We start from the raw sequence: 14,040 nt of genomic DNA on the forward strand, positions 1-14,040 counted from the left end.
GGGATCAACCCGCCGGGAGCCGGAACGCCGGCCCGCCACGCCGCGTCCGGGTACAGCCGCACGACGCCACCAGCAGGAGGTCGATCGTGCGGTCACACCAGGTGAGCAACGGCAGAGCCACGCGCGCATGCTGCCACGCCGACGCCGGCCACCGCACCCGCTCCCACCAGCCAGGATTCCCTCGGACCCCGACGCACCGGCCCGCGCCCGACAACGCACACCATCACCGCGCGCGACCGGCTCGCGCGGTGGCTCAAGCCGGCCGGCGGGTGGGTTCGGGGACCCTCAGCAGCAGCAGGGAGCGGGAGGTGAGGTGTAGCCGGCTCAACGGCGCGTGCGGGTGGGGGGAACGCGGGGCGCCGTCGGGAGTGGTGGTGTCCAGGGCCGGGAGGTAGTGGGTGCCGTACTCCGGGCCCGGCAGGGTCACCTCCTGGCGGGTCGGCCCGGCGTTGAGCAGCAGGAGCCAGGAGTCGTCGCGCACCAGCTCGCCGTCCCGGGTGCGGGACAACGACGTCGAGCCGTCGATCCACATCCCCAGGAACCGCCGGCTGTCGTCGAACCAGTCCGTCTCCGCCATCTCCTCACCGTCCGCCCGGAACCACACCAGGTCCGGCGCGCCCGACGGCGTGGTGCGGCCGTCGAAGAACTCCGGTTGCCGCAGGGCCGGGCTGTCCGCGCGCAGGCCGATCACGCGGCGGGCGAAGGCGAGCATCGACTCCGCCTCCGTCGACAGCTTCCACTCCACCCACGACGTCTCATCGTCCAGGCAGTACGCGTTGTTGTTGCCGCCCTGCGTGCGCCACAGCTCGTCGCCCGCCGTGAGCATCGGTGTGCCGGTCGAGAACAGCAGGGTCGCCAACAGGTTGCGGGCCTGCCGGGACCGCAGCGACAGGATCGCGGGATCGGTCGTCTCGCCCTCGACCCCGCAGTTCCACGACCGGTTGTCGTTGGTGCCGTCGCGGTTGTCCTCGCCGTTGGCCTCGTTGTGCTTCTCGTTGTAGGACACGAGGTCCCGCAGCGTGAACCCGTCGTGCGCGGTGATGAAGTTGATCGACTGCCACGGCCGGCGCAGGTCGTCGGCGTAGAGGTCCGACGACCCCGACAGGCGGTACGCCAGGTCGCGCACGCCGGTGTGGCCGCGCCAGAAGTCCCGGACCGTGTCGCGGTACCGGCCGTTCCACTCCGCCCACTGCACGCCGAAGTCACCCACGCGGTAGCCGTCGCCGGTCGCGTCCCACGGTTCCGCGATCAGCTTGCACCGGGACAGCACCGGGTCGGTGGTGATCGCCGTGAGCATGGCCGACGCCCGGTCGAACCGGCCGCCGTGCGGGCGGCCCAGGGTGGAGGCGAGGTCGAAGCGGAAGCCGTCCACGCCCAGTTCCGTGGTCCAGTACCGCAGCGAGTCGGTGACCAGGCGCACCACCTGCGGGGACCCGGCCTCCAGCGTGTTGCCGCACCCGGTGATGTCCAGCGTGCTGCCGCCGCCCTCGATGTGCAGGTAGTAGCCCGGCGCGTCGAAACCGCGGTAGGAGAGGGTGGGGCCTTCGGGGCCGCCCTCGCACGTGTGGTTGAACACCACGTCGATCAGGACCTCGATGCCCGCCGCGTGCAGGGCGGCGACCATGGTCCGGAACTCCTCGATCTCCCGCCCCGGCTCGCTCGCGTACCCGGGGTGCGGCGCGAAGTAGCTCAGCGGCGAGTAGCCCCAGTAGTTGTGCCGGCCGTCGCGGATCAGGGCCGGTTCGTCGACGAACGCGTGGACCGGCAGCAGCTCCACCGTCGTCACGCCCAGCCGCGCCAGGTGCTCGACCACGGCCGGGTGCGCCAGCCCCAGGTAGGTGCCGCGCAGGTGCGGCGGCACGGCCGGGTGGCGCTTGGTGAACCCGCGCACGTGCAGCTCGTAGACCACCGCCTCCTCGAACGGCACCTCCGGCTTCACGCCCGTGTCCGGCCCGCCCGGCGAGGTCACCACCGACAGCGGGACGCTGCCCAGCGAGTCCACCGACGACGGCGGCCCGTGCATCGGGTCCACCGCGTACCCGAGTGCCGCCCCCAGGTCGGTGAACGCCCCGGTGATCCGCCGCGCGTACGGGTCGACCAGCAGCTTCGCCGGGTTGCACCGCAGCCCGCGCGCCGGGTCGTACGGCCCGTGCACGCGGTAGCCGTAGCGCTGGCCCGGTGTGACACCCGCCACGAGACCGTGCCACACGCCGAACGTGCGCTCGGTCAGCTGCACGCGCCGCTCGGCGCCGTCCTCGCTGATCAGGCACACCTCGACCGCGTCGGCGGGCGGGGCGGACACCGCGAACCGCACACCACCGGCCTCGGGGTGCGCGCCCAGCGGGAACGGCCGGCCGGCGAGCGGGGACGAGTCGAGTGCCATGCCCCGATCTTCCCAGGGACCGGCGACGAAGTGGGGATGGCAGGGCCGGACCGGACCTCTCGTCCGTGCGCGGTGGGCGGCAATGGAAGACTGTCCGCGCGCGAGGTCGCGTCGGTGGGTCGGGGCTCATTTCGTGGTGATCACGCTTTTCGATCACCGCGGAACCAGGCGCGACCCGCCGGCTTCCCGGCGACCTCGCCGCCGCGACGAAGGAGCGGCGATCGGACAGAGCGGCGAGGGTTGGCGTGGAAAACGAAGATCTGGTCATCCACATGCAGGGTGTTTCGGTTCGACGGGGCAAGACCACGCTGGTGGGGGACGTCGACTGGAGCGTCGAGCTGGACGAGCGGTGGGTGGTGCTCGGGCCCAACGGCGCGGGCAAGACGACCCTGCTCCGGCTGGCCGCCGCCGAACTGCACCCCACCAAGGGCAAGGTGCACCTGCTCGGCGAGCGCATCGGCAAGACCGACGTGTTCGAGCTGCGCCCGCGCATCGGCCTGTCGTCGGCGGCGCTCAACGGGCGCATCCCGGCCGAGGAGAAGGTGTCCGACCTGGTCGTCAGCGCCGGGTACGCCGTGCTGGGCCGCTGGCGCGAGGAGTACGACCAGCTCGACACCGGCCGGGCCAAGGAGCTGCTCGCGCAGTTCGGCATCGACCACCTGGCCGACCGCACCTTCGGCACCCTGTCCGAGGGCGAGCGCAAGCGCACGCTGATCGCGCGGGCCCTGATGACCGACCCGGAGATGCTGCTGCTCGACGAGCCGGCCGCGGGCCTGGACCTGGGCGGCCGCGAGGACCTCGTGGCGCGGCTGTCGGAGCTGGCGATGGACCCGGACGCGCCGGCGACGGTGCTGGTCACCCACCACGTCGAGGAGATCCCGCCGGGCTTCACGCACGTCCTGCTGCTGCGCGAGGGCTCGGTGGTGGCGCAGGGCCTGCTGGAGGACGTGCTGACCGAGGAGAACCTGTCCAAGACGTTCGACCAGCCCTTGGAGCTGCAAAAGGCCGGCGACCGGTACTTCGCGCGCCGCAAAGCTACCCAGGGGTAACCTCCCCTTGGCCCATCGACGCGACGCGGCGTCGGCAGACGACACGGAGGATCTTCTGTGGCTGAGTTCGTGAACCTCGAAGTCGAGGACGGCATCGGCACCATCCGGCTGGACCGACCGCCGATGAACGCGCTGAACCGGCAGGTCCAGGAGGAGATCCGGGCCGCCGCGCAGGAGGCCGCGCGGCGCGCCGACGTCTACTCGGTGATCGTCTACGGCGGTCCGAAGGTGTTCGCCGCCGGCGCGGACATCAAGGAGATGGCCGACCAGTCCTACGTCGACATGGCGGCCAAGGTCGCCGCCTTCCAGTCGTCGCTGCGCGCGGTCGAGGAGATCCCCAAGCCGACCGTGGCCGCGATCACCGGCTACGCGCTGGGCGGCGGGTTCGAGCTGGCCCTGTGCGCCGACCGCCGCATCGCGGGCGACAACGCCAAGGTGGGCCAGCCGGAGATCCTGCTCGGCGTCATCCCGGGCATGGGCGGCACGCAGCGCCTGCCCCGGCTGATCGGCCCGTCCAAGGCCAAGGACCTGATCTACACCGGCCGGTTCGTCGGCGCGGAGGAGGCCCTGCGCATCGGCATGGTGGACGAGGTCGTCGCGCCCGACGACGTGTACGAGGCCGCCAAGCGGTGGGCCGGCCAGTTCGTCAACGGCCCCGTGGTCGCCTACGCCGCCGCCAAGGCCGCGATCGACGGCGGGCTGGACACCGACCTGGGCAACGGCCTCAAGCTGGAGAGCCAGCTGTTCGCCGCGATGTTCGCGACCGAGGACCAGAAGACCGGCATGGCGTCGTTCATCGAGAACGGCCCGGGGAAGGCGAAGTTCAGTGGCCGTTGATCCCAAGCCGAACCCGCACGCCACCGCCGAAGAGGTCCAGGCGGCGTACAAGGACCCGAAGCTCGCCAACGTGCTCTACCACGACTGGGAAGCCGGCACGTACGACGAGAAGTGGTCCATCTCCTACGACGAGCGCTGCATCACCTACGCCAAGGACCGCTTCCGCGCCGTCGCGGGCGACGTCGGCCCCTACGAGCACGCCCTGGAACTGGGCTGCGGCACGGGTTTCTTCCTGCTCAACCTCATGCAGGGCGACGTCATCCGCAAGGGCTCGGTGACCGACCTGTCGCCGGGCATGGTCGAGGTGGCGTTGCGCAACGCCAAGAACCTCGACCTGGACGTGGACGGCCGGGTCGCCGACGCCGAGCGCATCCCGTACGACGACAACACGTTCGACCTGGTCGTCGGGCACGCCGTGCTGCACCACATCCCGGACGTGGCGGCGGCGATGCGCGAGGTGCTGCGCGTGCTCAAGCCGGGCGGCAAGTTCGTGTTCGCGGGCGACCCGACCGACATCGGCAACTTCTACGCCCGCAAGCTGGGCCAGCTGACCTGGTGGCTGACCACCAACGTCACCAGGTTCGCCCCGCTCAACGACTGGCGGCGACCGCAGGAGGAGCTGGACGAGTCCTCCCGAGCGGCGGCCCTGGAAGCGGTCGTGGACCTGCACACGTTCGACCCGTCCGACCTGGAGCGCACGGCGCGCGGCGCGGGCGCGGTGCACGTCAAGGCGGTCACCGAGGAGCTGTCGGCGGCGCTGTTCGGCTGGCCGGTGCGCACGTTCGAGGCGGCCGTGCCGCGCGAGAAGCTGGGCTTCGGCTGGGCGATGTTCGCCTACCGCACCTGGCAGCGGCTGTCGTGGGTGGACGAGAACGTGCTGGCGAAGGTCCTGCCGCGGGAGGTCTTCTACAACGTGTCGGTGACGGGCCGCAAGCCGGTCTGACGTGGGCTACGCGTTCACCCTGGACGACGTGGCGTACCTGCGTTCCGACGCCGGGTGCGCCGCGTTGTCGGCCTTGGCCGACCTGCCGCTGACACCCGCGTCGCGGCTGGCCGACGTGCGGCGGGCGAAGCAGGTGTCCCCGGACCACTCGGGCGCGGTGCTGGAAACCGTGCTGCTGCGCCGCAAAGCGGTGGCCAAGGTGGACTTCGACCAGGGCCTGTTCACCGACGACGCGCTCCAACAGGCCACGCCGCGCGCGGTCGCCGAGCACCGGGCGCGGCGGTTCGCCGGCCGGGTCGCGCACGACGTGACATGCTCGATCGGGGCGGACCTCGCCGCGCTGCCCGACGGGTCGTTCGGCTCCGACCTGGACCCCGTGCGGGTGGCGATGGCCCGGCACAACCTGGCCGGGTCGCGCGCGGTGCTGCGGGCGGACGCGCTGCGGCCGGTCTCCCGGCACGTGCCCGTGGTGGCCGACCCGGCGCGTCGGGACTCCGCCGGGCGGCGGACGTGGCGACCCGCCGACTTCGCTCCGCCGCTGGACGAGCTGGCCGCCGCCTACGCCGACCGGGACCTGGCCGTGAAGTGCGCGCCCGGCGTGGACTTCGCGGTCGCGCCGTGGGCGGACGAGGTCGAGCTGGTGTCGTTGGACGGGCACGTGCGTGAGGCGTGCCTGTGGACGCGGGGACTGGCCACGCCGGGCGTGACGCGGCGGGCGTCCGTGCTGCGGTCCACCGGCGAGGAGTGGACGATCACCGACGCCGAACCCGACGACTGCCCGGTGAGCGAGCCGCGGGAGTGGCTGGTCGACCCGGACGGCGCGGTGGTGCGGGCCGGGCTGGTGCGGCAGTACGGGCACAAGCACGGCCTGGCGCAGTTGGACGAGCGGATCGCCTACCTGACCGGACCCGTGCCGCCGCCCGGGATCCGCGCGTTCCGGGTCGTGGAGCACGGCCACTACAGCGAGAAGGCGCTGCGGGCCGTGCTGCGCGCGCACGACGTCGGGAAGCTGGAGATCCTGGTGCGCGGGCTCGATATCGACCCCAACGCGCTGCGGCCCAGACTGAAGCTGTCCGGTGGCGGGTCGATGACGGTGGTGTTGACCCGCATCGGCCGTCGTCCGGTGTACCTGTTGGCGCACGCCGAGCGCACTTAGGCGTTCTTGACGTCGAGCGCACTTAGGCGTTCTTGACGTCGAGCGCACTTAGGCGTTCTTGACGTCGAGGGTGCTCAGGCGTTCTTGACGCCGAACGCGGTCAGGCGTTCGAAGAGGAACTCGCGCAGGGCGTTCAGGTCGGCGTCTGCGGCGATGTCGATGCCGTCCTCCTTGGGGGTCTCCAGGCGTTCGTCCACCAGCAATGCGCCCCGGGCCGGTCCGAACGCGCACTCCACCTCGACCGGGAACCGTTGCGTCGTCAGGAGTCCAGGGTTCACAGCCGCTGCCACGGCGACGGCGTCGTGCACCGCCATGCCGTCCCAGCCGAGGAAGCGGCGGTAGGTCGCCAGGTAGTCCGGGGTGAGTCCGACCAGGCGAGCGCCGATCTCCGACGATTCGCCCACTTGTTGGAGCCACTCCGCGCTGACCGCGCACCGCTTGGTCAGGTCCATGGTGACCAGCGTGGTCGGGACCCGTTCCTCGACCAGAACGCGCCGAGCCGCCTCCGGGTCGCACCAGAGGTTGAACTCGGCTGCGGCCGTGATGTTGCCGCCCCTGATACCGCCGCCCATCACCACCAGGCGCGCGATGCGGTCTTTGAGGCGTGGGTGCGCGGCCAAGAGGAGGGCGATGTTCGTCAGTGGTCCGATGGGGACGATGGTCACCGGCTGCTCGGAGGCCTCCAGAAGGTCTTTGAGCAGGGTGACGGCGTCGCGGGGGTCCGGTTCGGCGGTTGGTTCGGGCAGCGTGTCGGCGAAACCGGACAGCCCGTCCGTGCCGTGGGCGCGGGAGACGTGCGGCTGGGGGTGCACCAAGGGGCGTTCCGCGCCCAACGCCACCGGGACGTCGTCGCGGCCCAGCAGGGTCATCAGGCGCAGGGCGTTGCGGCTGGTCTTGTCCAGCGCGACGTTGCCGAACACGGTCGTCACGCCGAGGAGGTCCACCTCCGGACTGGCGACGGCCACGGCGAGCGCGAGGGCGTCGTCCACGCCCGGGTCGGTGTCGATGATCAGGGGGATCGTCACGCACCCCATCCTGCCGCGCGGGTTACAGTGCCCGCGTGACGAGCATGTGGGGTGCGCCGATGTGGACGAGGTGGCGTCGGAACCGACGTGACCCGGCGCAGGCGCGTTTCCTCACGGTGGCCTCCCTGAAGTGGGTCCTGCGCCACCGGGCCTACACGCCGTGGTACCTGGTGCGCTACTGGCGGTTGCTTCGCTTCCGCCTGGCCAATCCGCACGTGGTGCTCAGGGGGATGGTGTTCCTCGGCAAGAACGTGGACCTCCACTGCCGTCCGGGATACGGGCGCCTGGAGATCGGCCGCTGGGTCCACATCGGCGACGGCAACGCCATCCGCTGCCACGAGGGTTCGCTGCGCATCGGCGACAAGGCGGTGTTCGGCAAGGACAACACCGTCAACTGCTACCTGGACGTGGAGATCGGCGCGGCCACGCTCATCGCGGACTGGGTCTACATCTGCGACTTCGACCACGTGACGTCGGACGTCAACCTGCCCATCAAGGACCAGGGCATCGTGAAGTCCCCGGTGCGCATCGGGCCGGACTGCTGGCTGGGCACGAAGGTCACGGTGACGCGCGGGACGCGGATCGGGCGCGGGTGCGTGCTGGGCGCGCACGCGGTGGTGCGGGGGGACGTGCCGGACTTCAAGATCGCGGTCGGGATCCCGGCGCGGGTGGTGAAGGACCGGCGCGAGGACTACAAGGCGGACGCGGTTCGGCGGGCTGCGGTGGAGGACATGGCTCGCAAGGCTCGGGAGGCTTTGGAGAAGTCCCAGCAGGCTTGACTTTCGGCGTGTCGCGCTTTGAAAGCGGCAAGCGAAGAGCGAAGAGCGAAGAGCGAAGAGCGAAGAGCGAAGAGCGAAGAGCGAAGAGCGAAGAGCGAAGAGCGAAGAGCGAAGAGCGAAGAGCTGAAAAGCGGCGCTCGCCGCGCGGCAGGCCCCCGGGGGTGGAAGGGCGTCGGTTCGTCCCCCGTACGGCCTGCCGGAGGCAACCACCCTTCGCTCCTTCTCGCAACCGGAAAAGCTGGTTGCGAGAAGGAGCGAAGCGCGGTTGGGCTGCGCCCAGGCCGTACGGGGAACGAACCGAGGCCCTTCCTGTGCTTGGCAGCCCGTTGGCGCCTGCGGCGCTTAGATGGGCTGGAGTTCTTCTGTTGCCTTGGCGTCGTAGGTGACCTGTGCGGTTCGGATGTCTTCGATGTGGTCTTCTGCCCACACTCGGATCGCGTCCATCAGCACGCCCACGTTCTCGCCCAGTGGCGTCAGGCTGTACTCGACCTTCGGGGGCACGCTCGGGTACAGGTCCCGGTTCACCAAGCCTGCGCGTTCCAGGTCCCGCAGGGTCTGGGTGAGCATCTTCTGGGTGATGCCGTCCAGTCTGCGCCTCAGCTCGCCGAACCTCATCGTGCCCGGCCGCAGGGCCCCGATCACCAGGCACACCCACTTGTTCGTCAGCAGGTCCAGGACGGCCCGGGAGGCGCAGTTGCGGAGGAACGCGTCCGCGCCGCCGTGTGCGCGCAGGTCGGGAACGGTATACATGAGGTACCTATATACCTTTCAGGTGCCTTCTTCACAACGGGTACCACCCTCGATGATCCTTTTCGCATGACGAAGATGCGAGCCGTCCTCCAGAACGGCCTGGGCGGCACCGAGGTGCTGGAGCAGGTCTTGACCGACAAGCCGACCGCCGCGCCGGGCCGGATCGTGGTCAAGGTGCACGCCGCCGGGATCAACCCCGTGGACTGGAAGGTCCGCGAGCACGGGTACTGGTTCGCCACGCCCCTGATCCCCGGCTGGGACGTGTCGGGCGTGGTCACCGAGGTCTTCCCCGGCGAGAACCGGTTCCGGGTCGGGGACGAGGTGTTCGGGCTGCCCGGCTTCCCCGACGTCGGCGGCGCGTACGCCGAGTACGTCACCGCGCCCGCCCGGCACTTCGCCCGCAAGCCCGCACAGCTCGACCACGTCGAGGCCGCCGCGCTGCCGCTGGCCGTCCTGACCGCCTGGCAGGCGCTCACCGAGGCGGCGGACCTGCGGGCCGGGCAGCGGGTGCTGGTGCACGCCGCCGCTGGTGGGGTCGGGCACCTGGCCGTGCAGTTGGCCAAGGCGCTCGGCGCGCACGTCGTCGGCACCGCCAGCGCCGGCAAGCACGACCTCCTGCGCGACCTCGGCGCGGACGAGCTGGTCGACTACCGGACCGAGGACTTCACCACCATCGAGCCCGTGGACGTGGTGCTGGACCTCGTGGGCGGCGAGGACTACGAGGAACGGTCGATGCGCGTGCTCAAGCGCGGTGGCACTTACATCGCCGTGGTGAACCCGACCATCGTCGACGAGCTGCGCGTCAAGGCGGAGCCGTTGGGCGTGCGCGTCGAGACCGTCATGGTGACCGCCGACCACGCCGCGCTGGAGCAGGTCGCCGAATGGGTCGAGCAGGGCAGGGTGCGCGTCGTGGTGGCCGAGACGTTCCCGCTGGAGGAGGTCGGCAAGGCCCACGCGCTGGGCGAGACCGGGCGGACCACCGGCAAGATCGTCCTGACCGTCTGACCCGCCTACAGGAAGGCGTTGCCGGTGGCGATCTTCGGCCGGCCCAGTGGTCCGTGTTCGCGGACCGCTGCCCGGTCGTAGACCGCCGCGGTGTCCCGGGCGATGCGGGTCCAGTCGAAGTCGGTGGCCAGGCGGGCCTTCGCGGCCTTCGCCCGGCGCACCGCCGACGGCCGGTCGTCCAGCACCGACCGCACGGCCCGCGCCAGCGCCTCCACGTCACCGGGCGCGAAGGACAGGCCGGTGACCCCGTCCAGCACGACCTCGCCCAGCCCGCCCGCCGTGGACGCCACCAGCGGCGTCCCGGCGGCGGCGGCCTCCAGGGCCACGATGCCGAACGGCTCGTACCGGCTGGGCAGCACGACCGCGTCCGCCGCGGCCAGCACGCCCGCCAGCTCCCGGTCGGACAGGTGGCCGACGAAGTCCACCGCCCGCCGGACCTTGTGCTTGCGGGCCTGCTCCACCAGCCACTGCCCGTGCGTGCCCTCGCCGGCCACCACCAGCCGCGCGCCGCGGTGGGCGCGTCGGATGCGGGGCAGGGCGGCGATCAGGTCCTGGACGCCCTTCTCCCACTCCAGCCGGCCGAAGAACAGCAGCAGCGGCGCGCCGTCCGGGCTGTACTCGGCCCGCGCCGCCGCCACGTCCTCGGAGCGCACCCGCCACCGGCGCGGCTCGATGCCGTTGTGCAGCACGGTGACCTGGTCGGCGTCCACCTCGAACAGGTGGGCCACCTCGGTGCGCATGGCCGAGGAGCACGTGATCAGCGAGTCGGCGCGGTTGGCCAGCCACCACTCCACCGAGTGGACCTGCTGGTTGAGCGTCTGCGACAGCCACCCGCTGTGCCGGCCGGCCTCGGTCGCGTGCACGGTCGCCACCAGCGGCGCGCCCGCGGCCTCGGCCAGCGCGATCGCCGGGTGGGTGACGAGCCAGTCGTGGGCGTGCACGACGTCGGGCCGCCAGCCGCGCAGCAACGCCAGGCCGGCGCGGGTCATGGCGTGGCCCATCGCGAGCGTCCAGGCCACCAGGTCGCGCTCGAACACCAGGTGCGCGGGGTCCTCGGCGACCCGGACCAGCCGCACGCCGTCCACGACGGTGTCGGTGGTGGGGTGGGTGACGGCGTCGGTGCCGGTGGGCTGGCGGCACAGCACGACGACGTCGTGGCCCTGCGCGGCGAGCTGCGTGGCCAGCGCGTGGACGTGGCGGCCCAGACCGCCCACGACGACCGGCGGGTACTCCCAGGACAACATCAGCACGCGCATGCCGCATCCTCCAGTGTTGGATTGCCCCGGCTCCGCCGGGGCGGCTCGCCCGCTGGGAAGTCGGTCGTCCGGTGCTCGGACCGCGCCGGTCGGAAAGCGTAACCGGCGCGGTCCGAGCGCCGGACGGCCGACGCGTCCTCGCATTTCCCCGATACCCTCGTGATGACCGAGGGGAGGGCTGTCATGCAGCCTTGGGTGTACGGGGTCCTGTTCTGCGCGGTGCTGATCGGCATCGCGCTGGTGGTCGACCGGCGGGCGCGCGCGAAGCGCGCGGGTTTGCAGCGGCCGGCCGACACGCGGGGGCGGTCGAAGGCCGACCCGGTGGTGCGGGCGCGGATCGACAACCCCGGTTCGGCCGGGATCGCCGAGCGCGCGGAAGGGCGCGTGGGCGGCAACGGCGGCGCCGGGGTCTGACCGGACCGACGGGCGGGGGCGGGCCTCACGCCAGTCCCCGCGCGTCGAGGTGGCCGAACGGGCCGTCGACCCGGCGCAGTTCGGCGGCCCGCGCGTGGCCCCGGCCGTGGCGCAGGGCGGCGGCCAGTTCGGCGAAGCGGTCCGCGTGGACCTTGGCGCGGTAGCGGGCGTAGTCGGCGGCCGAGTCCTTGGTGACCATGAACGCCCAGTCGCTGGACAGCGCCAGCAGCGCCTCGCGCACCGCCTGGTCGGCGACCGGGTCGCGGGTCGTGCCGCGCAGGTCGAGGTCCAGCAGTTCGCGCTGCACGCGGGCGTTCAGGTCCACGATGTCGGACACCTGCGGGCCGTTCCACACGTGCCAGTCCTTGCCCGCGCCCCACGACGACGGCGGGATCTCGACCGGCGCGCCCACGTGCCCGGCCTCCACCGCGCCGCGCAGCGTGGTCACCCGCACGCCCGCCTCGGGCAGCGCCCGCAGCACCGCCTCCAGCCACCGCGGGCCTTCGTGCCACCAGTGCCCGTACAGCTCGGTGTCGTACGCGGCGACCACCAGCGACGGCTTCCCGTGCCGCTCCTTCAACTCCCGCAACCGGTTGACCACGTGCGAGACGAAGTCCGCGGCGTGCCGGCGCACGGCGTCCGCGGCGGCGTCGGGGTCGTAGGGCTTCTTGTCCTCGGGCGCGACGTTCTTGCCGGTCACCCGGGACGGCTTGAGCCCGCTGGGGTGGTCGTAGGTGTGGAAGTCCCGGTAGGCCGGGTCGCCGGGGTAGCCGACCTTGGGCGACCACACCCGGTAGGACACCTCCAGGTCGCGCCCGAACGCCAGCACGTCCGACCCGCCGACCGGGCGGGCCGCGGCGGTGTCGCCGTGCAGGGACGGGCCGTCCACCAGGAACCGCCGCACGCCCGCCGCCGCGTACCCGTCCTCCAGACCCGGCGCGTAGGCGCACTCCGGGGCCCAGATGCCCTCCGGCGCGGAGCCGATCCGGTGCCGCGTGTCGGCCAGGCCGGTGCGCAGCGAGAACGCCCGCAGCCCGGGGTCGAGCAGCGGCTGGAACGGGTGCGCCGCCGGACCGCCGAGCAGCTCGACCACCCGGCTGTCCACAAGCGACCGCAGCAGCGGCGAGAACCCGTGCCGCCACTTGGTCTCGAACGTCTCCAGCGCCCACTTCGAGTCGCGGTGCTCGCGCGCGGCCAGGTCGGGCAGGCGCAGGGCGGCGCCGTGCGCGCGCAGTTGCCAGTCGCCCAGCCAGTCGTGGACGCCGCGCAGGCAGTACGGGTCGTCCAGCTGCGCGGCCAGCACCGGCGTGACGCCCAGGGTCAGCACGTCCTCGCGGCCCTCGGCGGCGAAGCGCTCCAGCAGGTCCACCACCGGCAGGTACGAGTGCGCCCACGCCTGGTACAGCCACTCCTCGCCGACCGGCCACGCGCCGTGGTGCGCGAGCCAGGGCAGGTGGCTGTGCAGGACCAGGCAGAACGTGCCCTCGGCGGTCATCGGCGCACCGCCACGGCCACCAGGTCCAGGCTCGCGTCCAGGTCGTCGGTGGTGATCTCGAAGTCCTCGCTGCGCACGTCGGCCACGGCCGCGAGCAGGTCCGCCGGCCACTCGCCGCCCTCGACCACGACGGCGACCTGCGCGTCGATGATCGACCCGCCGAACCGGGCGTCCAGCTCGCGCAGCCGGGGCCCGTGCCGCAGGCCGGCCAGCAGCTCCAGCTCCAGGCCCGCGCCGGTGACCAGCTCGGCCAGCTCGGCGGGGTTCAGCTCGCGGGTGTGGAACGGGTTGAGCGGGGTGTCGCGGCCGGGGGAGAAGGTGATCCGGTTCGGCGTGGTGACGAGGAGCCGCCCGCCGGGGCGCAGCACGCGCGCGCACTCGGCGAGGAAGCCCTCCTGGTCCCACAGGTGCTCGATGACCTGGAGGTTCGCCACGACGTCCACGCCGGCGTCGCGCAGCGGCAGCGACGCCAGGTTGCCGCGCAGCACGGACAGCTCCGGGTACGCGCGGGCCGCGTGCTCGGCGGTGAGCTGGTCGTAGTCCAGCGCGACCACGCGCGCGGCGTGCTCGGCGATCAGCGCGGCCCCGTAGCCCTCGCCGCAGCCGGCTTCCAGCACCACCGCGCCCGCGCAGTGGTGCACCAGATCGAGGTAAGCGGCCTCGTGGCGCCGGAACCAGTAGTTCTCCTCGGCGATCCCGGGCACGGTGCGCTCACCGGTGAGGGGCAGCGGCTCGACGGTCACCGGGCCAGCGTAGTCGCCGGTTACTCGCGGGTAGCCATCGGCTGGCCGGATCGTGTGTCACTATTTCGTGTGAACGGCCGCGTGTCGATTACCGAATGCTGTGTCGTGCGCGCATTGTCAAAAAGTTGCGACTCAAACGCAAAATGACACTATCGGGTGACGGAATCCCGCGTTCTGTTGATCTTTCGCTGGAATAAACGCGCTG

13 protein-coding genes are annotated in these 14,040 nt (G+C 72.0%); 7 read left to right on the forward strand and 6 right to left on the reverse strand.

Features of this window, described 5'->3' with window-relative positions; all coding sequences use genetic code 11:
* Positions 1–253 precede the first annotated feature (253 nt).
* Complete coding sequence (gene glgX / locus ABD126_RS37375; RefSeq protein ID WP_343940170.1) at positions 254–2,383, reverse strand: glycogen debranching protein GlgX; 2,130 nt, start codon at positions 2,381–2,383, stop codon at positions 254–256.
* A 272-nt stretch (positions 2,384–2,655) separates the two neighbouring features.
* Between glgX and ABD126_RS37380 the strand changes: the two genes are divergently transcribed.
* Genes ABD126_RS37380 through ABD126_RS37395 form a run of 4 tightly spaced genes read left to right on the forward strand, consistent with a single transcriptional unit; the run spans position 2,656 to position 6,368 of the window.
* On the forward strand, positions 2,656–3,432 hold the full coding sequence (locus ABD126_RS37380) for an ABC transporter ATP-binding protein (RefSeq protein WP_343940231.1): 777 nt from the start codon (positions 2,656–2,658) through the stop codon (positions 3,430–3,432).
* A gap of 57 nt (positions 3,433–3,489) precedes the next feature.
* Positions 3,490–4,269: an enoyl-CoA hydratase/isomerase family protein gene (locus ABD126_RS37385; RefSeq protein ID WP_343940172.1), complete on the forward strand. Its 780-nt coding sequence runs from the start codon at positions 3,490–3,492 to the stop codon at positions 4,267–4,269.
* A complete protein-coding gene (locus tag ABD126_RS37390; RefSeq protein ID WP_343940174.1) occupies positions 4,259–5,212 on the forward strand; it encodes a class I SAM-dependent methyltransferase in 954 nt (317 codons plus the stop codon). The genes ABD126_RS37385 and ABD126_RS37390 overlap by 11 nt, the downstream gene beginning before the upstream one ends.
* Position 5,213: 1 nt before the next feature.
* Positions 5,214–6,368 carry a THUMP-like domain-containing protein gene (locus ABD126_RS37395; protein ID WP_343940176.1) on the forward strand — a complete coding sequence of 385 codons (1,155 nt, stop codon included), beginning with the start codon at positions 5,214–5,216 and terminating at the stop codon, positions 6,366–6,368.
* Positions 6,369–6,442: 74 nt separating this feature from the next.
* Here the strand turns inward: ABD126_RS37395 and ABD126_RS37400 are convergent, their stop codons facing one another.
* Positions 6,443–7,393: a nucleoside hydrolase gene (locus ABD126_RS37400; RefSeq protein ID WP_343940178.1), complete on the reverse strand. Its 951-nt coding sequence runs from the start codon at positions 7,391–7,393 to the stop codon at positions 6,443–6,445.
* A 35-nt stretch (positions 7,394–7,428) separates the two neighbouring features.
* On the opposite strand from ABD126_RS37400, the gene ABD126_RS37405 reads away from it, so the two are divergent.
* Positions 7,429–8,172, forward strand: a complete 744-nt coding sequence (locus ABD126_RS37405) for an acyltransferase (protein WP_343940180.1) — start codon at positions 7,429–7,431, stop codon at positions 8,170–8,172.
* 342 nt (positions 8,173–8,514) lie between these two features.
* Here ABD126_RS37405 and ABD126_RS37410 read toward each other — a convergent pair whose 3' ends face one another.
* Positions 8,515–8,922, reverse strand: coding sequence for a winged helix-turn-helix transcriptional regulator (locus ABD126_RS37410; RefSeq protein ID WP_343940182.1), 408 nt, complete (start codon positions 8,920–8,922; stop codon positions 8,515–8,517).
* 66 nt (positions 8,923–8,988) lie between these two features.
* Between ABD126_RS37410 and ABD126_RS37415 the strand changes: the two genes are divergently transcribed.
* Positions 8,989–9,927 carry an NADP-dependent oxidoreductase gene (locus tag ABD126_RS37415; RefSeq protein ID WP_343940184.1) on the forward strand — a complete coding sequence of 313 codons (939 nt, stop codon included), beginning with the start codon at positions 8,989–8,991 and terminating at the stop codon, positions 9,925–9,927.
* A 5-nt stretch (positions 9,928–9,932) separates the two neighbouring features.
* Here ABD126_RS37415 and ABD126_RS37420 read toward each other — a convergent pair whose 3' ends face one another.
* Complete coding sequence (locus ABD126_RS37420; protein ID WP_343940186.1) at positions 9,933–11,183, reverse strand: glycosyltransferase family 4 protein; 1,251 nt, start codon at positions 11,181–11,183, stop codon at positions 9,933–9,935.
* A 183-nt stretch (positions 11,184–11,366) separates the two neighbouring features.
* Here ABD126_RS37420 and ABD126_RS37425 point away from each other — a divergent pair, with 183 nt between their 5' ends.
* Positions 11,367–11,597 (forward strand): hypothetical protein, encoded by a 231-nt coding sequence (locus tag ABD126_RS37425; RefSeq protein WP_343940188.1) that lies wholly within the window; start codon positions 11,367–11,369, stop codon positions 11,595–11,597.
* Between the two features lie 25 nt (positions 11,598–11,622).
* Here ABD126_RS37425 and ABD126_RS37430 read toward each other — a convergent pair whose 3' ends face one another.
* Together ABD126_RS37430 and ABD126_RS37435 are read right to left on the reverse strand one after the other, a co-directional pair.
* A complete protein-coding gene (locus tag ABD126_RS37430; protein WP_343940190.1) occupies positions 11,623–13,092 on the reverse strand; it encodes a 1,4-alpha-glucan branching protein domain-containing protein in 1,470 nt (489 codons plus the stop codon).
* Positions 13,089–13,835, reverse strand: coding sequence for a class I SAM-dependent methyltransferase (locus ABD126_RS37435; protein WP_343940192.1), 747 nt, complete (start codon positions 13,833–13,835; stop codon positions 13,089–13,091). Before ABD126_RS37435 ends, ABD126_RS37430 begins: the two co-directional genes overlap by 4 nt.
* Positions 13,836–14,040: the final 205 nt, after the last annotated feature.

The organism is Saccharothrix mutabilis subsp. mutabilis, assembly GCF_039521145.1.
GTDB classification, from domain to species: domain Bacteria; phylum Actinomycetota; class Actinomycetes; order Mycobacteriales; family Pseudonocardiaceae; genus Actinosynnema; species Actinosynnema mutabilis.

Coding starts and splice junctions, on each gene's coding strand:
- glgX (WP_343940170.1), bottom strand. CDS start 2,383: ATGGCACTCGACTCGTCCCCGCTCGCCGGCCGGCCGTTCCCGCTGGGC.
- ABD126_RS37380 (WP_343940231.1), top strand. CDS start 2,656: ATGCAGGGTGTTTCGGTTCGACGGGGCAAGACCACGCTGGTGGGGGAC.
- ABD126_RS37410 (WP_343940182.1), bottom strand. CDS start 8,922: ATGTATACCGTTCCCGACCTGCGCGCACACGGCGGCGCGGACGCGTTC.
- ABD126_RS37415 (WP_343940184.1), top strand. CDS start 8,989: ATGACGAAGATGCGAGCCGTCCTCCAGAACGGCCTGGGCGGCACCGAG.
- ABD126_RS37420 (WP_343940186.1), bottom strand. CDS start 11,183: ATGCGCGTGCTGATGTTGTCCTGGGAGTACCCGCCGGTCGTCGTGGGC.
- ABD126_RS37425 (WP_343940188.1), top strand. CDS start 11,367: ATGCAGCCTTGGGTGTACGGGGTCCTGTTCTGCGCGGTGCTGATCGGC.
- ABD126_RS37430 (WP_343940190.1), bottom strand. CDS start 13,092: ATGACCGCCGAGGGCACGTTCTGCCTGGTCCTGCACAGCCACCTGCCC.